Here is a 20,467-nt window from a genome sequence, read left to right on the forward strand (position 1 = left end):
GTCGAAGTACTGGTTCAAGAACGGCTCCGGCGAGTGGCGTTGGACCAGCCACTCCGACGTCTACGCGAGCCGCACCGGGCAGTCCGCCGGCTCGGCCGGCGCTTCCGCCCGGGCCGGCGCCACCGCCCAGGCCGCCTCCAACGGTTCGGCCTCCTCCGACGGGATGCGCCAGGGCTGGGACGGGTCGAAGTACTGGTTCAAGAACGGCTCCGGCGAGTGGCGTTGGACCAGCCACTCCGACGTCTACGCGAGCCGCACCGGGCAGTCCGCCGGCTCGGCCCAGGCCCCCGCGCAGCCCGCGGCCCCCGCGAGCCGTCCGTCGGCCAAGCCCTCGCCGGCCCCCGGAAGCACGGAGGCGGCCATCGACTACGCGCTCGCCCAACTGGGCAAACCGTACGTTTGGGGCGGCAACGGCCCGTCCGGCTACGACTGTTCGGGGCTGGTCCAGCAGGCCTACCGGCGCGCGGGGATCAGCCTGCCGCGGGTGGCCGACGACCAGTACGCGGCGACCACGCCGATCAGCGCCGGGCAACTGCGCCGCGGCGACCTGGTGTTCTGGTCCGACAGCGGCCGGGCCTCGGGGATCCACCACGTGGGGATCTACCTGGGCGGCGGCACCTTCGTGGAGGCGCCCCGGCCGGGGACGACCGTCCGCATCTCGACCCTCAGCCCGGGCTACTACCCGACCCACTTCGGCCGGCCGTAGCCGCGGAACCCGTACCGGGCCCCGACAGCGCGCCGCTGTCGGGGCCCGGACCGCGTCCAGGGCGGCTGCGGGGCGGAGCAGCCGTGGCGCCGGGCGGGCTCAGGCGGAGGCGGCGTCCAGCAGGGCGGTCTGCTCCGGGGTGAGCTCCAGGGTGGCGCCGGCCAGCAGCGGCGGGAGCTGCTCGACGGTGCGGGCGCTGGCGATCGGGGCGGCGACCGTCGGACGGGCGGCGAGCCAGGCCAGGGCGACGGAGGCGAGCTCCACCTCCAGCTCGGCGGCGACGGTGTCCAGCGCCTCCAGCACCTTGGGGCCGCGCGGCTCGGCCAGGTAGCGGGTGGCGCCCTCGGCGCGGGCGCTGTCCACGCCGTCGACCCCGGGACGGTACTTGCCGGTCAGGAAGCCGGAGGCCAGCGCGTAGTACGGGACGGTGGCCAGACCGTGCTCGGCGACCACGTCGGCCAGCGGGCCCTCGAAGGTGCCGCGCGAGACCAGGTTGTAGTGCGGCTGGACGGCGACGTACTTCGCCAGGCCCTCGCGCTCGGCGAAGGCCAGTGACTCGGTGAGCCGCTCGGCGGAGATGTTGGAGGCGGCGACCGCCCGGACCTTGCCCTCGCGGACCAGCTCGTCCAGCGCGGTGACGAACTCCTCGACCGGGGTGTCGTCGTCCCGGTGGGTGTAGTAGAGGTCGATCCGCTCGACCCCCAGGCGGCGCAGCGAGTCCTCGGCCGCGGCCTTGACGTTGGCGGCGCCCAGGCCGCTGCGCTCGGCGTGCATGCCGACCTTGGTGGCGATCACGATGTCCTCGCGGTTGCCGCGGCTGCGCAGCCAGTTGCCGAGGACGGTCTCGGACTCGCCGCCGGTGTTGCCCGGGGCCCAGGCGGAGTAGACGTCGGCGGTGTCGACGAAGTTGCCGCCGGCTGCCGCGTAGGCGTCCAGGACGGCGAAGGACTGCTGTTCGTCGGCCGTCCATCCGAAGACGTTGCCGCCGAGGGAGAGCGGGAAGACGGACAGGTCGGAGGTGCCGAGGCGGACCCGGCTGTGGTTTCCGGTCATGGGGGAAGTCAACCGGATTGCGCGGCGGGGCATTCCGTGAACCGCGTGGTCTTCACGGAGCCGTCGTACCGCTGTCGCACGTGGGGGTGGTGTGTTCCGCGCGACGGGGGTCCGGGGTGTGCCCGAGGTGGGCGGATTCGTTAGAGTCCGTGCCATGGCTGACAACGACTACGACCCCGCCGGCAGCACCCAGATGTTCCGGGCGTTCGTCGACGAGAGCCCGGCGCCCCAGGCCCCGGGCAACGTTTCCACCTACGGCAGCAGCAAGAGCGGCAGCCGCACCGGCGTGATCGCGCTGATCGCCGTCGTCGTGCTGGTCGCCCTGGGCGGCGTGATCTGGCTGGCGGTCAAGTGACCCTCGCGCGGGTGACCCTCGTCCGGGTCACCCGCGCGACGGGAGCCGAGCTCCTCAGCAGGGCTTGCGCCAGGCGTCCAGTTCGAGCTTCTTGCGCATCGAGCTGAAGCCCAGCGACTTGGCCTTGCCGCAGAACCGGTCCGTGTCGAGCTTGTACTCGACGTGGAAGACCGCCTTGCCCGCCTTGACGAAGGGGGCGACACGGTCGCACTCGTCGAACTGCGAGCACTCCTCGTTGACCGCGAAGTCGAAGTCCGCGAGCAGCGCCGGGATCTGGTCCAGGTCGTTCTTCAGGCCGATGGCCAGGCCGCGTTCATGGGCGAGCTGCGCCAGCATCCGGTTGTACTTGAGCTGGTCGTCGGCGGTCAGCGGGAAACCGCTGTTCTGGTTGTAGGCCTCGATGGTGTCCGGCTCGATGGCGTCGAAGCCCTTGCTCCGGCACATGTCGAAGCGGGCGGCCATCAGCGGCCTCAGCTGGTCGAGCTTGCGGATGTCGAACCACTTCTCGCCCTTCCAGCCGGTGTCCGAGCCCTGGAGGGACTTGGCGAAGGCGGCGGAGTCGGGACGGAAGTTCTCCCAGGAGCCGGCGTTGATGTAGCAGATCACCTTGCGGCCCTTGGCGTGCAGCGCGGCCACCACCGAGGCGTCGTTCTCGAAGCCGTCGATGTCGTAGACCGGGACGTCCACCGACTGGTCGACGGCGCCGCCGAGTTGCCACTGCCAGGCCAGGCCGGGGGTGGGCTGCCAGCGGGCGCCGGCCGGCGGCGGTGCCGGGTTGCCCGGCGGGGTGCCGGGGCCCGGAGGGGTACCGGGCGGCGGACTGCCGGCGGGCGTTCCCGGGGCCGGCGCGCCGGCACTCGGGGTGGTGGGCCCGGGGGTCGGGGTGTCCGGGGCGGTGGTGGCCGCGTCGGGGGTGCCGGGGGTGCTCGGCGCGGTGGCCGCGGGGGAGTTGCTCGGGGTGCCGTCGGCCGAGTCCTGGTCGTCCTCCGATCCCGAGCTGCTGCACGAGCTGACCAGCAGGGCGGTGGTGGTGGCGAGGGCCAGGGTGGCCGGAAGCAGCCGGTTGCGACGGTTCACGGTAGTCGAACTCCGGATCGGGTCAGGTCAGTTCAGCGGCGTTCAGGCCGTACGGCAGGGTGCGCCAGGGGTTCTCCCCGGCTCCCGGTACGGCGCAGCCGACGCCGGCTCGCCGGGCGGCGATCAGGGCGGCGGCGTCCTGGGCGTTCTCGGTGGGGACGTCGTAGACCAGGTGGCAGAAGCGGGAGGCCGCATGCCTGCCGGTCCACAGCGGCAGCGTCATGTCGCGGTAGGCGTCCCAGTCGCCCTCGAAGGTCACCAGCAGGTCGGCCAGGCCGACCTCCGCGTAGCCCGGGTCCGGGTGCTCGCCGTGGCCGAACACCACGGTGCCGCAGCCGGCCGCGCGGGCGGCCGTGGCCAGCCGCCGGTAGTGCGCGAGCGCGCCCCGGTGGGTGGTGACCTGGTCGAAGTAGACGCCGGTGATGCCGTGGCGTTGACGGTAGGTCAGGATGTCGGCCACCACGGCCGCGTGCGGGCGGCGGCCGTAGTCGGTGTCGGTGTAGCCGACCAGCGGCAGGCCGGCGGCGCGCAGTCGGTCGGCCGCCTCGGCGAAGACGTGGTCCGGGACCTCGCCCGGACCGTCGGCGAGGTTGAGCACGACGGCGGCGATCCGGGCGGGGTCGGCGGCGGCGACCGCCTGCCAGGCCGCCGGGTCCACCGCGGGGTGGACGTACAGCGGCACCAGCAGGCGGCCGTCGGGGGTCTGCCCGGTGGTCATGCGACCACCGGGTCGGGCGTGGGTCCGGCAGCGGTGCCGAGCCACAGGTCGCGCAGGGTGTCGGCGAGGTCCGTCTCCGGCCGCCAGCCGAGCTCCCGGGCGGCGGCCGACACGTCGGCCTGCTGCCAGGAGACCGCGGCCGAGCGTTCGGAGCCCGCCCCGCTCTCGTCGATCCGGCCGGTGAAGCCGGCCGCGGCGACCAGCCCGTCGGCGATCGCCCGGACCTGCCGGGCCCGGCCGGAGGCCAGGTTGAGCACCCGGGGCAGCGGACGGTCGGCGGTGACGGCCAGGCCGACCGCCCCGGCCACGTCCCGGGCGTCGACGAAGTCGCGGTAGGCGGAGAGGTCGCCGACCGTGATCACGCCGTCGGCGCCCTCGGGCGCCACCCGGCGCAGCTCGGCGGCCAGCCGGCCGGGCAGTGAGCCCGCCGGGGCGCCGGGGCCGACCGGGTTGAACACCCGCAGCACCACGGCGTCCAGCGGCGAGCCGGCCACCGCGAGGGAGCCGGCCAGCTTGGTCGCGCCGTACACGCCGACCGGGCGCGCGTCGGCGTCCTCGGTCAGGGACTCGCCCTGTCCGCAGACGCCGTACTCGCCGGCCGAACCGATGTGCACCAGGCGGGCCTTCGGGGCGCCGAGGGAGAGCGCCTCGCAGAGCACCGCCGGGCCGCGGGCGTTCACCTCGGCGAGCTTGACCGCGCTGCCGGCCACCGCGCCGGCGAAGTTGACCACCGCGTCGGGGGCCAGCGCGGACAGTTCCTCGCCGAGCGGGCCGGCCTGGGCGGTGGCCAGGTCCAGCCGGAGATCGTGGGCGGGCCGCCGCCCCGCGGTCAGCACGGTGGCACCGGGCAGTGACCGCAGGACGGCGGTGGCGTGACGGCCGAGGAAGCCGTCGCCGCCGAGGAGCAGAATTCTCACGCGGCCCGTCCGTCGCTCTCGGCGCCCGCGGTGGCGGGCTCGGCGTGCTCGTCGTCCGGGGCGGTGCGGGCGGCCGGGATCGGCAGTTCCGCGACGCTCGGCGTGGTGGCGGTCGACTCGAAGGGCATCAGGACCGGGCGGATGGTCGAGAACTCGGCGTTGGCCCGGTCGTAGTCGTCGGGCCGGCCGATGTCCAGCCAGTAGCCGCCGAACTCGTACGCGGACGGCGGGGTCCCGGCGGCCAGCAGGTCCAGCACCAGCTCGTCGAAGCCCAGCGGCAGGCCGGGGGTGTACTTGGCGAGCGCCGAGCGGGAGACGCCGTACACGCCCATCGAGACGCGGTAGTCGATGCTGGGCTTCTCCTGGAAGCCGGTGATGGTGCCCTCTTCGGCGGTCAGCACGCCGAAGTCGATCTTGACCTGACGGGCATAGGTGGCAATGGTCAGCGGGGCACCGGACGCCTCGTGGTGCTTGAGCACCCCGGCGAAGTCCAGGTCGGTCAGGATGTCGCCGTTCATCACCAGGAAGTGCTCGGGCAGGCGGTCCTGCATGGTGAGCAACGGGCCCATGGTGCCGAGCGGGCTGTCCTCGACGGCGTAGCCGACCCGCAGGCCCCACTGGGAGCCGTTGCCGACGTAGGCGCGGATGATGTGGCCGAGGTGGCCGATGGCCAGGGTGACGCTCTGGAAGCCCGCGGCGGCGAGCTGGCGCATCACGATCTCCAGGATCGCGTGCTGGTCGCCGATCGGAACGAGCGGCTTGGGAAGCGCGGTGGTGTACGGGCGGAGACGGACGCCCTTACCGCCGGCCAGGATCACTGCGTGCATGGTGTTTCCCCCACGGAAAGGATGTGCAGGACACGAACCTTGGTTACCAGGACGAGCAAGATCGGTTACGGCGGGTCAGACGTTGTAGATGTCGGTCTTGTAGCGGGCCAGGTTGGCCGGGTCGCGGAAGAACTCGATGGTCTGCTCCAGGCCCTGCTCCAGGCTGAAGCCGGGGGCCCAGCCGGTGGCCCGGCGCAGCCGGGTCGCGTCCGCGACCAGACGCATGACCTCGGAGTTGGTCGGACGGATGCGCTGCTCGTCCTCCTTCACCACCAGGTCCACGCCCATCAGCTTGCCGACCAGGGTGACCAGGTCGCCGACCGAGATCTCGCCGCCGGTGCCGGCGTTGAAGGTCCGGCCGACCACCGACTCGGCGGGCGCGGTGCCCACCGTGCGGAAGGCGTTGGCGGTGTCCTTGACGAACGTGAAGTCGCGGGTCGGGCGCAGGTCGCCGAGGGTGATCTCGGTCTGGCCGGCCGCGACCTGGGCGATCACGGTCGGGATGACGGCGCGCATCGACTGGCGCGGGCCGAAGGTGTTGAACGGGCGCAGGGTGACGACCGGGGTCTCGAAGCTGGCGTGGTAGCTGTCGGCCAGCCGGTCCCCGCCGGCCTTGGAGGCGGCGTACGGGGACTGGGTGTTGATCGGGTGGTCCTCGGTGATCGGCACGGTCTGCGCGGTGCCGTAGGTCTCGCTGGTGGAGGTGTGCACCAGGCGGGGGATCTCCAGGTGGCGCACCGCCTCCAGCACGTTCAGGGTGCCGGTGACGTTGGTGTCGACGTACGAGTGGGGGGCGCGGTAGGAGTACGGGATCGCGATCAGGGCGGCCAGGTGGTAGACCGCCTCGGTGCCCTTGACCAGGCCGTTGACCGAGCCCGGGTCCCGGACGTCGCCGAGGACGATCTCGACCGAGTCCAGCACCTCCTCGGACAGGGTCTCCAGCCAGCCGAAGGACGAGAAGGAGTTGTACTGGACCATCGCGCGGACGTGGTGCCCGTCGGCGACCAGGGTCTCGACGAGGTGGGAGCCGATGAAGCCCTCGGCTCCGGTAACCGCGACGCTGCTCATGCGGATTTCGCTTTCTCGATCTGCCGGGGCGGCCGGACGCCCTGCGGTGGCCGGCCGCCGTAGGCCCGGTGGGTGTCTCAGGTGAAACGGGTACGGCGGTGCACGCGAATGGAGGCGTGCGGGATATTCGATGTGTTCAGCGGTGCTGGGTGGTGCGGCCGAGCGCGGGCCCGGCGAGTGCGGTGAGGACGGTGGCGGCCGCCCCGCAGCCGATCAGCTGCAGGACGATCGGGTCCGCACCTGTCAGCAGCCCGGCGCTCTCGGCGACCGCGGCGGCCAGACAGACGAGGGCGGTGCTCCAGCTGAACCCGAAGGCGTTCAGCAGCAGCGCCAGCCAGAGCGAGCCGCCGAGGAGCAGCATCGCGCCGAGCTGCGGCACGCCGAGCGCGGGGGCGCCGGGCCACAGCACGGTCGCGGCGGCGTCCAGCGCGGCCACGGTGGTGAGGTAGATGAACAGGCAGCCGAGCAGGATCGCGCCGGTGCGGCGGGAGAACTGGCCGCTGGTGTGGCTGGTGCGCAGTGCGGCGACCGCCAGTGCCCGGTAGCGGAAGAGCAGCCACTCGGCGAGGCCCAGGCTGAGCGTCAGCGCGATCATGGCCGGTCCGGTCGGGGTGGTCGAGGTCTCCTGCGCGGGGTGGCCGCCGGACTGCACGGCCTGGTGGATGGTCCCGCCGAGGCCGGCGATCAGCGTGAGCGCGCCGCAGGCCAGGCCGAACAGCAGGTGCGGGACCTCCTGGCGGACCGGCAGCCTCAGCGCCACGGACTCGCGCTCGCCGCCGCGGATGCAGACCAGCAGCTCCCGGGCGGCCAGTCCGACCGCCAGCGCCACCGAGGCGAGCAGCACGACCGTTCGGACCAGCTGCGGAACGTCCACCGCCAGCACCACGCCCGCGCCGACCGAGGCCGGGGCCAGCGCCAGCAGCAGGAACTTCTCCCGCCCGAGCACCAGCAGCACGGTGGCCGCGCCCAGGTAGCAGGACTGTCCGGCGGCGAAGGACAGCGCGCCGAGCGGCCCGCCGACCACGTACGCGGCGGCGGACGCGACCAGCGCGCCGACCGGGGCGCCGACGGCCAGGCAGACCGCGGCCTCGCGGCGGCGCATCCGGCCCAGCCAGCGGTAGGAGCGGTGCGCCAGCGCCTGGTTGAAGCCCCAGCTGACCAGCGTGGCGACGGACAGCGCGAGCATGCCCGAGGGCAGGCCGAAGCGCATCCGGGTGGTCGCGAACAGGCTGGCGCCGAGCAGGTAGCCGAGCCCCGGCAGGGCGAACACCAGGCCGCGCACCACGCAGCGCCAGGGATCGGCCCGCCAGGGGTTGGCGAACTCGGAGCTCGGGCCGGGGTAGCGGCGCTGGACCTTCTCGAACAGCTCCTCGGCGACGGTGAACGCGTCGGGGCGGCCGTACAGCAGGGCGGCCTGCTCGTCCGAGAGGCCGTCGGACTCCAGGAAGGCCGCGATCTCGTACGGGTGGACGGCGTCGGCGCAGACGTCGCGCAGGCGCTCGGCGAGTTCGTCCAGCGGGTCCGCGGAGAGGTAGAGCGACTCCTCGGGCTCCGGCTCCTGCTCCGGCTGGGCGGGGCGGCGGCGCTTGAGCGGCAGGGTGCGCAGCTGCATGGTGTGCTCGGGTCCGGCTTCGTCCGGAACCAGTCGCAATGGACCGCTCATGCTCCGACCTCGTTGTGCTCGGCGGCCGCTTCGCGGGACACGCGCTTCTCGACGGTTCTCTCTCCCCCGGCCGCCGGCCGGGGGTGCTCCGGGCGCCGGTTCACGCTCCGACCTCGCTCGGCTCGGGGCGGGCGGCGGAGGCCAGCTGCTGGTCCCAGTCGGGGCTGGGGACCTGGTCGGTGACGGCGACCATGCCGCCGGGCATCCAGCGGGCGGTGCCCAGGAGTTCGGTGTAGATCCCGCGGAAGCCGTCGATGTTCTGGCGGAGGGTGAACTGCTCGATCACCCGCAGCCGGGCGCCCTCGCCGAGCCGGGCGCGCCGTTCGGCGTCGCGCAGCAGCTCGATCGCGGCGGCCGCCATCGGCTCGGGCTCGCGCGGCGGGACGACCAGTCCGGTGTCGCCGACGGCCTCGCGCACGCCGCCGACGTCGGTGGAGACGGTCGCGCGGCCGCAGGACATCGCTTCGATCAGGGTGAACGGGAAGCCCTCGCTGATGCTGGAGAGCATGACCACGTTGCCCGCCGCGTACGCGTCGGTGATGTCGGCGACGCGGCCCTCGAAGGCCACCGAGTCGGCTATGCCGAGCTCGGCGGCCAGGGCTATGCAGCGGTCCCGGTACGCCTCGCCGCCCTTGGGAGTGCCGCCGAAGAGCCGCAGCCGCGCCTCGGGGATCTCGCGCTGCACGATGGCGAAGGCCTGGATCAGCGTCTCCAGGTCCTTGATCGGGTCGACCCGGCCGGCCCAGCTGAGGGTCGGCGTCTCGGGCTCGGGACCGGCCGGCGGGAAGGCGGCCGGGTCCACCCCGTTGTAGACGGTGCGGATGTGCGAGGACGGCGTGCCGCCGCGCTCCTCCCAGCGCCGGTTGTACCGGTTGCCGGGGGTGACCAGCGCGGCCTGCCGGTAGCTCTCCTCGGCGAGCATCCGGTAGAAGCCGAGCAGCAACGCCTTGACCGGCCAGCGGTACGGGCCGGTGCGGTAGCCGAGGTAGCGCTCGCGCAGGTAGATGCCGTGCTCGGTGAGCAGAAACGGTACGCCGTACTGCTGGGCGGCGATCAGCCCGGGCAGGGTGGCGAGCCCGCCACTGGCCGCGTGCGCGACGCCCTCCTTCGGCGGCTCGACCGAGAGCGGCCGCAGGGCGTGCTCCAGCAGGTCGGTGGCGTTCAGGGCGTCGTGCAGGGTGGGCCGGGAGACGGCGGTCGGCAGGTAGTCGCGGGTCCAGACGTGCTGGAGGGTGCGCAGCGCGCGCTCGCTGCGCAGCGCCGGGCTGAGCAGCCCGTGCCGGGCGAGGTCGGCGAAGTTGTACAGCTCGGTGCCGAAGTGGGTGGTGTAGACCGGGTCGAGGATGGAGTGCAGGAAGCGCTCGTACGCGTTGAGGAAGCGCCGCATCTCCTTGCCGCGGGGCGGTCGGCCTTCCGAGGCCGGCCCCCAGAGCGGTGCGGTGGTGACCGACCGCACGTTGGCGGGCAGCTCCCAGGCCAGTGGTTCGTGCCCGGTTCCGGTGACGGCGATGACGTCGAACTCGACGTCCGGCATGCCTTGAACGAGCTGGTCGCACCAGACGCTCACGCCGCCGTGCTGGTGCGGATACGTCCCCTCGGTGAGCAGGGTGACGCGCATTCCTGTCCCCCCTCCTGTTCTTGCGTCGGTTCCGGCCTGGATGGCCGGAACGGGAGCCGTGGCGGGGTCGGGCCGGGTGACCGGCCCGACCCCGCCGGCGGCGGATCGTACCGGTTACCGGTTGCCGGAGCGTCCGGTGGTGCTGCTCGGCGTGGCCGTCCCCCCAGACGGCTTGCCGTTCTTCGTCGCAGCGGTGTTGCCGTGGTGGCCGTCGCCGCCCTGACCGATGGTGCCAGCGGTGACGTCCTTGCCCGGCACCGGGGTTCCGCTACCCGGGACCAGGGACGGAGCGGGCTTGCGCGTGGTGTCGCTCGGGCCCACCGGGACGGGGGTCGCGACGCCCTGCGGCACGACCTTCTTGTCCGCCGGCACCGGGGCCGGGACGGACTTGGCCGCGACGCTCGGGGCGACGGCGGCCGGGGCGGCCGGCGCGGACGGCAGCTGCAGGGTGACGCTGCTCTGCAGCGCGCCCGGGGACACCCAACCCGAGAGCGTACCGGCGTAGGACGAACCGAACCCGCCCGTTCCGATGGCCAGCTTCTGAGCAGTTCCGGTCGGCATGGTGGCCTGGACCTGAACGCCCGACGGCGCGTTCACGGTGATGGTGTTGCCGACCCGGTAGGCGGTGACCTGACCGGCGGCGAGCGCGTTGTTCCAGGCCGCGCGGCGCTGGAACTCCTGGCCGATCTCGCGCTGGCTCAGGTTCACGATCGGGGCGCTGTCCGCGTGCAGCGAGCGGTAGGTGCCGAGGATCTTCTCCAGCACCGGGTACAGGATGCGGTCCTCGGACAGGTTCGACTGGTGCACGAAGTGCGGCCGCGGGTCGTTGTTCAGCACGTGGCCGAGGTCGATCCGGGCCTCCAGCGGCACGATGTACGACTGGTAGCCGGTGTTGACGTCGAGCGGCTGCGGCAGGCAGGTCGAGTTGGCGTTGTTCTCGCAGACGCCGCTGCCGCCGTTGGCCTTGCTGGTGTAGATCCAGTTGTACTCGTCGGTCTCCTCCTTCGCCGTGGCGGCGTTGTAGAAGACGTTCATCGGGTACCGCGGCACGGTCAGCACGGACGAGCCGACGGCCCGCTGGCCGGTCTCGCGGGAGGCGTCGCTGGCGGTGAACTTGATGCCGTTGGCGGCCAGCGCCGGGGCCAGGTACGGGTTGTCGCTGGTCTCCTGCGGGGCGGTCAGCAGCCCGGAGTGCTCACCGGTGACCAGGGTCTGCGCGTCGAACTGGAGGCCGCGCGCGGTGGCCCAGTCGGCGTTGTTCTTGATCTGGGTGGAGATGGTGTTCTGGTCGACCCAGACGGTGCCGCCCGCGCTGTTCTTGGAGCAGACCCACGGCACCACGGTGACGTTCTGGACGCAGCCCAGGTACGGGTGGGTGTAGGTGTGGTTGACCCACCGGTAGCTGCTCTGGTCGGCGATCATCCGGTCCGCCGTGGGGTCGGCGGTGGTCTCGTGGTCGGCCTTCCAGTCCTCGCTGCCGCCACCGTTGAACACCATGTCCAGGGTGAAGTTGTTGGCGGCCTGCCACTGCTTGAGGTGGTCGGCGTCGTCGACGGTCATCCGGATCGGGCTGGCGGTGTCCGGGGTGCCGGGCGGGCAGGTGACGTCGCCGGGGGTGCACTTGAGCGTGGTGTCCCAGCGGTCGTCGGCCAGGAAGACGTCGTCCACGTGGGTGGCGAAGTAGTTGCGGTCGTAGCCGAGGTGGACGCCCTGGGTGAGCCAGTCGACCATGCCGCGCGCCAGCAGCCGGTACTGCTGCTGGTACTGGTTGTAGACGAACGTGACGACCAGTTCCTTGCGGCCGTCGTGGGTGTACTCGCCGACCAGCGAACCGCGGGCGGTCGCATTGGGTATCGGCGCGTCGACCAGCGGGACGAACGAGGCGCCGGCCGGCAGGCCGGCGAGCGGGGTCGCCAGGTAGCCGTAGCTCTCGCTGACGTTCGTGTCGTTGTCCTCGAACGGGACGCTGCCCTTGAGGTACCCGAACGGGCCCGAAGTGCCGGCCGCGGTGGTGGCGCCCTGGAATCCGTCGAGAGTGCCCACGAATCCGGGATTCTGAGCGTAGTTCAGACCCACTGCGGGGTTGGCCCACGTGTACGCGTCGATCTGACGGACGTTGAATGCGGCTTCGTAGCTCGCGATCGCCGTCATCTCGGCGGCACTGTTGGGGAAGGGGTTTTCGTTGGGCAGCACGATGCCCTGGAACTTCCCCCGGGGCAGGCCGTTCACCGTGTCGCTCAGGAAAGCGGAGTTGATCACGGGACGGTTGGGGTCATTGAGGCTGACGACCTTGTAGGGCGTGCCCTGGCTCTTCAGCTCGGCGGTGATGGCGGCGACGGACGGGCCGCCGTCGTCGACGACCAGGACGGTGAGGTCGATCCTGGGCGGCATGGTGTCGCCGTGTGCCAGGGTGGACTGCAAGCCGCTGGCCAGCAGGACTGCCGCCGCGCACGCGGCGACTCTTCGGGTCGCTCGACCCATGGTGATCCTCCCCTTGGGGCCGGCGCGGCGCTCCTCGGCGCTCGCCTGCCCGTGTAGCTGTTCGCGGGCAGCAGGCTGCCCGGGCCCATCCTGGTCGAGGGACGGCGGTGCGAGGGACCAATTGGGCGAGAGTGCAGCGAACCTGTTACCAACGTTCATGGCGAAGCCATGAAGGCGCTGATTGTGACCGGAACCGTACCGGCGGCGCAAATAGTGAATTGAAAATGAAAAACCGGAAGCTGAGTGCTACACGTGGTTACCGAGGGTGTGCCCGGTGGGGTGGGCGGGGCACCTACACTGTCGTCGTCGCGCATGACACTCTTGCACATCCCACCGCCCCGTTGGGCAGGTTCATGCAATATCGGGCACCGCTGTGCCATGTGACAGTCCGAATATGCAATGGAGGCGCTCACGTGGTCGATCAGCATACCGAGCCGGAGGGATTCCTGAGCGTACGGAATGCGTCACCGAAGCCCGCCGGAACGCCGCTGGTCGGACGCAGTCTCGGTTTGCGCGGTGCGTTGAATGCCCGGGATCTGGGCGGGTACCGCGCGGCCGACGGGCGGATTCTGCGGCGCGGGGTGGCGCTGCGCAGCGATGGCCTGAACCGTGTCACCGCCGAGGACCTCGGCCCGCTCGGCGCGCTCGGCCTGCGCGGCGTGGTGGACCTGCGGAGCATGGACGAGGTCCGCGGCGCCGGACTGGACCGCCTGCCAGGCGGTGTGACGTTGCATCATCTACCGCTGCTGGCAACGGACTTCGACATCTCGCTGCTGGTCCGCGACGCGCTGGCCGACCAAAGTCCGCAGCGCCAGCGGGCGTTGCTCGGCGACGGTCGGGCGACCTCCCTGATGACCGGTCTCTACCGATGGTTCGTCACGGATCCGGTGGCGCGCGAGCGCTTCGCGGCCCTGCTGCGCCTGCTGGCGGCCCCGCAGGGCCCGCCACTGCTGTTCCACTGCTCGGCGGGCAAGGACCGCACCGGCTGGGCCGCCGCGCTCCTGCTGACGGCCCTCGGGGTGGACCGGGGGACCGTCCTGGCCGACTACCTGCTCACCAACGAGCGCTCGGCTCCGGTCGTGCGCGGGGTGCTGGGCGACTTCGCCGCCCGTGGCCTGATGCGCGAGCCCGAGCTGCTCCTGCCGGTCTTCCGGGCCGACGGCGGCTACCTGGACGCGGCCTTCGCGGAGGTCGAGGCCGGCTGGGGCGGGTTCGACGCGTTCTGGCGGGACGGGCTCGGGCTGGACGACGAGGTGCTGGCCGGGCTGCGCGCCAACCTGCTGCTGGACGAGCCGGGGGCCGGGCGGGGCCCGGCCACCGGTGGCGGGCTCAGCCCTCGTTGATCAGTCCCTCGCGCAGCTGGGTGAGCGTCCGGGTGAGCAGCCGGGAGACGTGCATCTGGGAGATCCCGATCTCCTCGCCGATCTGCGACTGGGTCAGGTTCCCGAAGAACCGCAGCATGATGATCCGGCGCTCGCGCGGCGGCAGCTTGGCCAGCAGCGGCTTGAGCGACTCCCGGTACTCGACGCCCTCCAGCGCGAGGTCCTCGTAGCCGAGCCGGTCGGCCAGCGGCCCGTCGCTGTCCTCCTCGCCGGTGCTGGAGTCGAGCGAGCTGGCGGTGTACGCGTTGCCGACCGCGAGGCCCTCGACCACGTCCTCCTCGCTGACCCCCAGGCAGGCCGCCAGCTCGGCGACGGTGGGGGAGCGGTCCAGCCGCTGGGAGAGCTCGTCACCGGCCTTGGTGAGCGCCAGCCGCAGCTCCTGGAGCCGCCGCGGCACCCGGACCGACCAGCTGGTGTCCCGGAAGAAGCGCTTGATCTCGCCCACCACGGTGGGCATCGCGAAGGTGGGGAACTCCACCCCGCGCTCCGGGTCGAAGCGGTCGATCGCCTTGATCAGGCCGATGGTGCCGACCTGGACGATGTCCTCCATCGGCTCGTTGCGGCTGCGGAAGCGCGCCGAGGCGTACCGGACCAGCGGCAGGTTGAGCTCGATCAGGGTGTCGCGGACGTAGGTGTGCTCGGCGCTGCCCGGGTCCAGCGCGGCCAGCCGCAGGAACAGTGAGCGGGAGAGCGTCCGGGTGTCCAGTGCGGCGCCGGGCGGCGTCTGCGTTCCCGCGGCGGGGCCGGGTGGCCGGACCGTCTCGACCCGCTGCAGCGGGACCAGGTCCTCGGCGACGGCCGTGCCGGTGGCCCGGCCGGCGTGGATCTCCGCAGTGCCCAGCTCTCCGGACATGCACCCACCCCCTTGTGACTGTCGGTTGAACGGGGGCCGTCGCGCGGTGGTTCCCGGCGAGGGCCTTCCCCCTCCATACCGGAACACGGTCCACGGCAAACCCGAACGTCGCAAGATGTCACGCCGGGGTAACTGGCTGCAATCTCACTCTTCCCAGGAGTTGCCGGTCCGAAGCCTGGTCAGGATCCGTGAGAGCAACCGGGACACGTGCATCTGGGACATCCCCAGCTCGGTGCTGATCTGGGACTGGGTCAGGTTGGCGAAGAACCGCAGCATCACGATCCGGCGCTCCCGCTCGGGGAGCTGGACCAGCAGGTGGCGGACCATGTCCCGGTGCTCGACCTCGGCCAGCGCGGAGTCCTCGTAGCCGAGCCGGTCGAGCAGGGCGAGCCCGCCCTCGTGCTCCTGCGCGGCCTCCAGGGAGGCCGCGTTGTAGGCCCGCCCGGCGTCCAGGCAGGCCCGCACGTCCTCCTCGGGGATCCGCAGGCTGGCGGCGATCTCGGGCACCTTGGGCACCCGCCCGTGCAGCACCGTCAGCTCCTCCATCGCACCGCTGACCTGGACCCACAGCTCCTGGAGCCGGCGCGGGACGTGCATGGTGCGGACGTTGTCCCGGAAGTAGCGCTTGATCTCGCCCAGGATGGTCGGCAGCGCGTAGGTGGGGAACTGGACGCCGCGGCCCGGGTCGAACCGGTCGATCGCGTTGATCAGGCCGATGGTGCCGACCTGGACGACGTCCTCCATCGGCTCGCTGCGGCTGCGGAAGCGGGTGGCCGCGTAGCGGACCAGCGGGATGTTCACCTCGATCAGGGCGGCCCGCACCCGCTCCCGCTCGGGGGCGTCCGGGGGCAGCTCGGCGAGCCGCTCGAACAGCACCCGGGTCAGCGTCCGGACGTCCACGGCGGGGCGGCCGCCGGGGCCGCGCAGCCGGTCCGGGCGGAGCTCGCCGGCCGGGCTGGTGATCGCAGCCAGCACTTCGTCCACGGACACCTCACCCCTCCCAAAGTCGTCAACGGCGGGCCCTGCGGATCGGGTGTCGCGGCTGGCTCGGTACCTCGCCATGTCCGGCAAAACCGGTCATAGCATCACAAGGTGGGCGCACATCGGGCAAGCACCCGACGGAGGTGTGTTGGTGGGGTGTTCAACCTTTCCCGGGCCGGCCGGCGAAGTGCCGCACGGATCGTTCCGGGACGGAGCAGGGCGCCCCGCCCGGAGGCCGGGCGGGGCGCGGCGGTCCGTCCGGGGGACGCGTCCGGGGCGGGTTCCGGACGGGCGGGGTCGGACGGACGGGTGCCGGACGGGTGCTCAGACCTCGATGTCGGCGATCACCCAGGTGGCGAACTCGCGCCAGAGGCCGGCCGCGGCCTGGTGGTCCGGGTGGGTCAGGTAGGCCTGGAGGGCGTCGCGGTCCTCGACCAGGCTGTTGATCGCGTAGTCGTACGCGATGTCGCGCTCGGTGGTGTTCCAGCCGCACTCCCACTCGCGCAGCTCGGGAATCGCCGCGCCGAGCGCGTCGAAGGCCTTGGCGCCGGCGAGCACGCGCTCTTCGTCCTTGCTGACGCCTTCGTTGAGCTTGAACAGGACCAGGTGGCGGATCACGATTGCCGCTCCTCGCGGACGGGGACAGAGGGTCCCGCTCACCGTAGCCGGTGCGCCGGGGCCGGTCGCGGGCCGTCCGTCACTTGATCAGACCGGTCATGAAGGTGCCGACCGCCTTGGCGGCGTTCGAGATCCCCTCGAACCCGAGCTGCACCAGCTCCGCGGACCGGGAGGGCGAGGTGATGATCGAGTAGAGCACGAAGATGAGCAGGAGGGCCATGCCGATCCTCTTCGCCTGCGCCATCGGGTGACCTGCCTCCCAGCCGTGGGCCGCCGTCATCCGGTCCCCGAGCGGCCTGCAGGGGGCAGCTTATCCACCCGGACGGGCTATCAAGTGTGCGACGCGTTCGGCCGGCGGGACGAAGGTCCCCGCGAGTGGGGCCTTTCTCCGGATGCCCCGTCGCGGGCCGGGCGGCAGGATGGAGGACGTACCGAGGATCTGGCAGGAATCCCCGGTGCGTGGATCCGGAGCTCCCCGCTGTGGGACCGGTCGCCGCGGCTTCCCCCGACGCGGCGCCGGTTGTGGGACTCCGCCGGGGGAGCGGTCAGTCCCCCCGAGCCGCTCCCCCTCCAGGCTCCGTACGGACCGGGCACCGGTGGTCATCGGCCCGGGGTACGGAGCCGTTTTTCGTGCCCGGACACCGGCCGGACAAACGCCGAGGGCCCGTCCGGATCGGACGGGCCCTCGGGCTTTCGAGCGGTAGCGGTGGGATTCGAACCCACGGTGGAGTTGCCCCCACACACGCTTTCGAGGCGTGCTCCTTTGGCCGCTCGGACACGCTACCGAGAGGAACTCTACCGGAGGGGTGGCGCAGTCACGAAATCCGTATCGCCACGGCGGTCGGCGGGCTCTCGGCGGCGGGCTCTCAGCGGTGGGTGTCGAAGAAGGCGCGCAGCTGTTCGCCGCACTCGTCGGCGAGGACGCCCCGGATCACCTCGGGGCGGTGGTTGAGCCGGCGGTCGCGCATCACGTCGAAGAGCGAGCCGGCCGCGCCGGCCTTCTCGTCGAGGGCGCCGTAGACCACCCGGTCGATCCGGGACAGCACGATGGCGCCCGCGCACATGGTGCACGGCTCCAGGGTGACGACCAGTGTGCAGCCGCTCAGCCGCCATTCCCCGGTCTTCTCGGCCGCCTGCCGGATCGCGACCACCTCGGCGTGCGCGGTCGGGTCGCCGACCGCCTCGCGCTCGTTGTGGCCGCGTCCGATCACCTCGCCGTCCGGGTCCAGGACGAGCGCCCCGACCGGCACGTCCCCGGTGGCCGGCGCCAGCGCGGCCTCGGCCATGGCCAGGCGCATCGGCGCCGCCCAGCGGTCGCGGACCGGGTCGGGGCGGACGGGGGCGGGCAACGGGGGGACGCGTGGAACGGTCAGCGGGGTGGATGCGGGCTGCATGGCATCCAGTGTCGGGTATCCGGCGGCGGACACCGGTACGACCGACCCCTCTACCGGACGGCCTCCAGGACCTCGCCGCAGCCCAGGGCCTCGGCGATCTCCTCCAGGGCGTCGCCCGGCACCGCGCCCTCGCCGCTGAGCGCGAGCAGGTCCTCGGAGGCGAGGCCGAACTCGGTGAGCAGGTGGGCGTCGCCCAGCGGGCCGACCGGGACGCCGCCGCGGGCGTCGGCGTCCTCCTCGTCCTGCTCCCCGGCCTCCTCGGTCTCGTCCAGCAGGTGGTCCAGGTCGCCGAACTCGCTCTCGCCGGCCTGGTCGACCAACTCGTCGGTGAGGACGGACCCGTAGGAGCTGCGGGCGGCCGCGGCGCCGTCCGACACGAAGATCCGCGGGTCCTCCTCGCCGTCCACGCGGACGACGGCGAACCAGGCGTCCTCCTGTTCGATGAAGATCAGGACGCTGTCGTCGTCCTGGGCGGAGTCGCGGGCCAGGTCGGCCAGATCGGCCAGGGTTTCGACGTCGTCGAGCTCCGTCTCGCTCACATCCCACCCGTCCTCAGTGCGAGCAAGCACTGCAGCGAAGTACGCCACCAGGGACACTCCCAAGATCATCGGTCTCGGCTGCCGGCGCGCACGGGCGACGCGAAAATCTGGCCGCCCCCGCACCAGGGGCGGTCCGCTTGTTCGGACCGTCCCATCGGAATCGTGACAGAAAGCCCGCCCTCGCGGGGGGTGTTCGGCAGCGCGTCTTCGCAGGTCGTGTCGGAAGGGCCGGGTGGCGGACGGCGAAGTCGGGCGTGGCGGTCCGAAGCCGGTCGAAATTTGCTCCGAACGCCCGCCGGGGGCCGCCTCGGGCCGTTTCCGGGTCCGCGCCCGGGGTCCGCCCCCGGGCGCGCGGCGCGGCGGCGCGGGGCCGTCCGGGCCTTGTCAGATCCGGAAGGTTCGCATCCGCATGGCCTCGCGCATCCGTCGCTCCTTGGTCCGCCGGGGCTGGACCCGCTCCCGCAGCTCGCGCGCCTCGGTGAGTTCGCGCAGGAAGACGGCCCGCCGCCTGCGGCGCTCCGCCTCGGTCTCGGGGTGGTCGTACGGCGGGCCCGGGCTCCGGCCCGACCCGTCGACGGGCTCGTCCATCGAGCCGTCCCCGGCGTTCGGGTTGCTCGTCATAAGACGTGACATTCCCAGAACGGCCCGGTTGATACCACAGGAGGCACTTCCGTCCGGACATTCGCGACAGGTCACGGCGTGTCACGGGCGTGTCACCCGGACCGCCGCCCGGCTGGGGCACGGCGGGTCGTACACCCGTCCAGACCCGGGCTAACCTCGACACATGCGTCTCCACGTCGTCGACCACCCCCTGGTCGCCCACAAGCTCTCCACCCTGCGCGACGAGCGCACCGACTCGCCGACCTTCCGTCGCCTGACCGACGAGCTGGTGACCCTCCTCGCCTACGAGGCCACCCGCGACGTCCGCACCGACGAGGTGGAGATCACCACGCCCGTCGCGGTCACGCTGGGTACCCGGCTCAGCTACCCGCGCCCGCTGGTGGTCCCGATCCTGCGGGCCGGCCTCGGCATGCTGGACGGGATGACCCGCCTGCTGCCGACCGCCGAGGTGGGCTTCCTCGGCATGGTCCGCAACGAGGAGACCCTGGAGGCCTCCACCTACGCCACCCGGATGCCGGACGACCTCTCCGGCCGCCAGGTCTACGTGCTCGACCCGATGCTGGCCACCGGCGGCACCCTGGTCGCCGCGATCAGGATGCTGATCGAGCGCGGTGCCACCGACGTCACCGCCGTGGTGCTGCTGGCCGCGCCCGAGGGCGTCGAGGTGATGGAGCGGGAGCTGGCAGGTCTGCCGGTCACCGTGGTCACCGCCGCCGTTGACGAGCGGCTCAACGAGAACGGCTACATCGTCCCCGGCCTGGGCGACGCGGGCGACCGGCTGTACGGCACGGCCGGCTGAGCCCCCCACCCGAACCACCCGAACCACCCGAACCGCCGAACACCGAGAGCCCCCGGCACTGCGTCTGCCGGGGGCTCTCGGTGTTCGGCTCCGGTGTCCGGTGGCGGTTCAGCAGCTGCCGGTGGCGGTCGGGGTGGGGGAGGGCTTGGTGGCCAGGGCGAGGGCGGCGGCCGCCTGGGTCTCGTCCAGCAGGGCGTTGTAGCTGTCGCCGATCACGAAGTCCACGGTGGTGTCGGTGCGGGCGTCGGCGGTGACGGCGGCACCGGCGATCTGCGAGCCGACCAGGGTGCCCGCGCCGGCACCGGCCGGACCGGCGATCACCTGGGCGGTGCCGGGCACCTTCTTGTCCAGCTCGGCCGGGGCGTTGCCGACCTTGCCGATGACGAAGCCGCGCTTCTTGAGCTCCTCGGCCGTCCGGCCGGCCAGACCGGCCTTGGTGGTGGCGTTGTAGACGTTCACGGTGACCGCGGTGGCCTGCGGGACGGCGTGCGGGTCTCCCTGCGCGGCGGCCGGCGCGTCGGCGGCGCCCGGGGTGGCGCCCGGCGTGGGGGCTGCCAGCGCCTTGCCGGACGGGGTCGCGCAGGCCTGTGCCGAGGCGTTCTTGTTCCTGCCGGTGAAGATGTCGTACAGCTGCACGCCGCCGAGCGCGATCAGGGCCAGGGCGAGCAGGCCGACGAGCGCGGCGATCACCTTGCGGCTCTTCTTCGGAGGCCGGCCCAACCGCGGGTAGGTGTTGCCGGTGACGCGGTACTGCTTCCCCTTGAGGCCTTGGGGAGTCAACATGCTCACGGTTTGTC

The 20,467-nt window shown here is 72.4% G+C and carries 20 protein-coding genes, 1 tRNA gene and 1 pseudogene; 4 read left to right on the forward strand and 18 right to left on the reverse strand.

From position 1 onward, the window contains the following. A partial coding sequence (locus ACZ6EM_RS06515; RefSeq protein ID WP_465771838.1) for a C40 family peptidase occupies positions 1–706 on the forward strand: 706 nt, incomplete at its 5' end. 99 nt (positions 707–805) lie between these two features. Here the strand turns inward: ACZ6EM_RS06515 and ACZ6EM_RS06520 are convergent. Then, complete coding sequence (locus ACZ6EM_RS06520; protein WP_452179196.1) at positions 806–1,759, reverse strand: aldo/keto reductase; 954 nt, start codon at positions 1,757–1,759, stop codon at positions 806–808. Positions 1,760–1,913: 154 nt separating this feature from the next. Here ACZ6EM_RS06520 and ACZ6EM_RS06525 point away from each other — a divergent pair, with 154 nt between their 5' ends. Next, complete coding sequence (locus ACZ6EM_RS06525; protein ID WP_359913925.1) at positions 1,914–2,114, forward strand: hypothetical protein; 201 nt, start codon at positions 1,914–1,916, stop codon at positions 2,112–2,114. 54 nt (positions 2,115–2,168) lie between these two features. Here the strand turns inward: ACZ6EM_RS06525 and ACZ6EM_RS06530 are convergent, their stop codons facing one another. The 8 genes and pseudogenes from ACZ6EM_RS06530 to ACZ6EM_RS06565 all read right to left on the reverse strand — a co-directional run bounded on the left by ACZ6EM_RS06530 (position 2,169) and on the right by ACZ6EM_RS06565 (position 12,483). Further along, positions 2,169–3,191 carry an endo alpha-1,4 polygalactosaminidase gene (locus ACZ6EM_RS06530; protein ID WP_465771839.1) on the reverse strand — a complete coding sequence of 341 codons (1,023 nt, stop codon included), beginning with the start codon at positions 3,189–3,191 and terminating at the stop codon, positions 2,169–2,171. Between the two features lie 22 nt (positions 3,192–3,213). Then, a complete protein-coding gene (locus tag ACZ6EM_RS06535) occupies positions 3,214–3,909 on the reverse strand; it encodes a spherulation-specific family 4 protein (RefSeq protein ID WP_401049954.1) in 696 nt (231 codons plus the stop codon). Continuing rightward, positions 3,906–4,826 (reverse strand): NAD-dependent epimerase/dehydratase family protein, encoded by a 921-nt coding sequence (locus ACZ6EM_RS06540; RefSeq protein WP_465771840.1) that lies wholly within the window; start codon positions 4,824–4,826, stop codon positions 3,906–3,908. Before ACZ6EM_RS06540 ends, ACZ6EM_RS06535 begins: the two co-directional genes overlap by 4 nt. Before the next feature lie 125 nt (positions 4,827–4,951). After that, positions 4,952–5,653: pseudogene (locus ACZ6EM_RS06545) on the reverse strand (nucleotidyltransferase family protein); the annotation flags it as partial. 75 nt (positions 5,654–5,728) lie between these two features. Beyond that, positions 5,729–6,721 carry an SDR family NAD(P)-dependent oxidoreductase gene (locus ACZ6EM_RS06550; RefSeq protein ID WP_380547479.1) on the reverse strand — a complete coding sequence of 331 codons (993 nt, stop codon included), beginning with the start codon at positions 6,719–6,721 and terminating at the stop codon, positions 5,729–5,731. 136 nt (positions 6,722–6,857) lie between these two features. Then, entirely contained in the window at positions 6,858–8,384 is a 1,527-nt protein-coding gene (locus ACZ6EM_RS06555; protein WP_401049950.1) for a hypothetical protein, read from the reverse strand. A 100-nt stretch (positions 8,385–8,484) separates the two neighbouring features. After that, positions 8,485–10,002: a GT4 family glycosyltransferase PelF gene (gene pelF, locus ACZ6EM_RS06560; protein WP_401049947.1), complete on the reverse strand. Its 1,518-nt coding sequence runs from the start codon at positions 10,000–10,002 to the stop codon at positions 8,485–8,487. A 114-nt stretch (positions 10,003–10,116) separates the two neighbouring features. Next, complete coding sequence (locus ACZ6EM_RS06565) at positions 10,117–12,483, reverse strand: hypothetical protein (protein WP_401050247.1); 2,367 nt, start codon at positions 12,481–12,483, stop codon at positions 10,117–10,119. 521 nt (positions 12,484–13,004) lie between these two features. Here ACZ6EM_RS06565 and ACZ6EM_RS06570 point away from each other — a divergent pair. Beyond that, positions 13,005–13,826, forward strand: coding sequence for a tyrosine-protein phosphatase (locus tag ACZ6EM_RS06570; protein WP_465771841.1), 822 nt, complete (start codon positions 13,005–13,007; stop codon positions 13,824–13,826). Here the strand turns inward: ACZ6EM_RS06570 and ACZ6EM_RS06575 are convergent. The 8 genes from ACZ6EM_RS06575 to ACZ6EM_RS06610 form a co-directional block, all read right to left on the reverse strand. After that, on the reverse strand, positions 13,813–14,718 hold the full coding sequence (locus ACZ6EM_RS06575; RefSeq protein WP_401050241.1) for an RNA polymerase sigma factor SigF: 906 nt from the start codon (positions 14,716–14,718) through the stop codon (positions 13,813–13,815). The genes ACZ6EM_RS06570 and ACZ6EM_RS06575 overlap by 14 nt on opposite strands. Before the next feature lie 144 nt (positions 14,719–14,862). After that, on the reverse strand, positions 14,863–15,780 hold the full coding sequence (locus ACZ6EM_RS06580) for an RNA polymerase sigma factor SigF (RefSeq protein ID WP_380358919.1): 918 nt from the start codon (positions 15,778–15,780) through the stop codon (positions 14,863–14,865). A 243-nt stretch (positions 15,781–16,023) separates the two neighbouring features. Continuing rightward, positions 16,024–16,317, reverse strand: coding sequence for a Dabb family protein (locus tag ACZ6EM_RS06585; RefSeq protein ID WP_465771842.1), 294 nt, complete (start codon positions 16,315–16,317; stop codon positions 16,024–16,026). A gap of 79 nt (positions 16,318–16,396) precedes the next feature. Beyond that, positions 16,397–16,537, reverse strand: coding sequence for a hypothetical protein (locus ACZ6EM_RS06590; protein WP_359913966.1), 141 nt, complete (start codon positions 16,535–16,537; stop codon positions 16,397–16,399). 478 nt (positions 16,538–17,015) lie between these two features. Next, positions 17,016–17,102, reverse strand: a tRNA-Ser gene (locus tag ACZ6EM_RS06595). 81 nt (positions 17,103–17,183) lie between these two features. Further along, positions 17,184–17,711, reverse strand: a complete 528-nt coding sequence (tadA, locus tag ACZ6EM_RS06600) for a tRNA adenosine(34) deaminase TadA (protein ID WP_452180860.1) — start codon at positions 17,709–17,711, stop codon at positions 17,184–17,186. A gap of 50 nt (positions 17,712–17,761) precedes the next feature. Beyond that, positions 17,762–18,319, reverse strand: a complete 558-nt coding sequence (locus ACZ6EM_RS06605) for a tRNA adenosine deaminase-associated protein (protein ID WP_359913958.1) — start codon at positions 18,317–18,319, stop codon at positions 17,762–17,764. Between the two features lie 315 nt (positions 18,320–18,634). Further along, positions 18,635–18,838, reverse strand: coding sequence for a hypothetical protein (locus ACZ6EM_RS06610; protein ID WP_359913963.1), 204 nt, complete (start codon positions 18,836–18,838; stop codon positions 18,635–18,637). 196 nt (positions 18,839–19,034) lie between these two features. Here ACZ6EM_RS06610 and upp point away from each other — a divergent pair, with 196 nt between their 5' ends. Next, positions 19,035–19,670, forward strand: a complete 636-nt coding sequence (gene upp, locus ACZ6EM_RS06615; protein WP_049650159.1) for a uracil phosphoribosyltransferase — start codon at positions 19,035–19,037, stop codon at positions 19,668–19,670. 108 nt (positions 19,671–19,778) lie between these two features. Here upp and ACZ6EM_RS06620 read toward each other — a convergent pair whose 3' ends face one another. After that, a complete protein-coding gene (locus ACZ6EM_RS06620) occupies positions 19,779–20,453 on the reverse strand; it encodes a LytR C-terminal domain-containing protein (RefSeq protein ID WP_452180182.1) in 675 nt (224 codons plus the stop codon). Positions 20,454–20,467: the final 14 nt, after the last annotated feature.

Source organism: Kitasatospora sp. NPDC041917 (assembly GCF_055589745.1).

Coding starts and splice junctions, on each gene's coding strand:
- ACZ6EM_RS06520 (WP_452179196.1), bottom strand. CDS start 1,759: ATGACCGGAAACCACAGCCGGGTCCGCCTCGGCACCTCCGACCTGTCC.
- ACZ6EM_RS06525 (WP_359913925.1), top strand. CDS start 1,914: ATGGCTGACAACGACTACGACCCCGCCGGCAGCACCCAGATGTTCCGG.
- ACZ6EM_RS06535 (WP_401049954.1), bottom strand. CDS start 3,909: ATGACCACCGGGCAGACCCCCGACGGCCGCCTGCTGGTGCCGCTGTAC.
- ACZ6EM_RS06550 (WP_380547479.1), bottom strand. CDS start 6,721: ATGAGCAGCGTCGCGGTTACCGGAGCCGAGGGCTTCATCGGCTCCCAC.
- ACZ6EM_RS06555 (WP_401049950.1), bottom strand. CDS start 8,384: ATGAGCGGTCCATTGCGACTGGTTCCGGACGAAGCCGGACCCGAGCAC.
- pelF (WP_401049947.1), bottom strand. CDS start 10,002: ATGCGCGTCACCCTGCTCACCGAGGGGACGTATCCGCACCAGCACGGC.
- ACZ6EM_RS06565 (WP_401050247.1), bottom strand. CDS start 12,483: ATGGGTCGAGCGACCCGAAGAGTCGCCGCGTGCGCGGCGGCAGTCCTG.
- ACZ6EM_RS06575 (WP_401050241.1), bottom strand. CDS start 14,718: ATGTCCGGAGAGCTGGGCACTGCGGAGATCCACGCCGGCCGGGCCACC.
- ACZ6EM_RS06580 (WP_380358919.1), bottom strand. CDS start 15,780: ATGGCGAGGTACCGAGCCAGCCGCGACACCCGATCCGCAGGGCCCGCC.
- ACZ6EM_RS06590 (WP_359913966.1), bottom strand. CDS start 16,537: ATGGCCCTCCTGCTCATCTTCGTGCTCTACTCGATCATCACCTCGCCC.
- tadA (WP_452180860.1), bottom strand. CDS start 17,711: ATGCAGCCCGCATCCACCCCGCTGACCGTTCCACGCGTCCCCCCGTTG.
- ACZ6EM_RS06605 (WP_359913958.1), bottom strand. CDS start 18,319: ATGATCTTGGGAGTGTCCCTGGTGGCGTACTTCGCTGCAGTGCTTGCT.
- ACZ6EM_RS06610 (WP_359913963.1), bottom strand. CDS start 18,838: ATGGACGAGCCCGTCGACGGGTCGGGCCGGAGCCCGGGCCCGCCGTAC.
- upp (WP_049650159.1), top strand. CDS start 19,035: ATGCGTCTCCACGTCGTCGACCACCCCCTGGTCGCCCACAAGCTCTCC.
- ACZ6EM_RS06620 (WP_452180182.1), bottom strand. CDS start 20,453: ATGTTGACTCCCCAAGGCCTCAAGGGGAAGCAGTACCGCGTCACCGGC.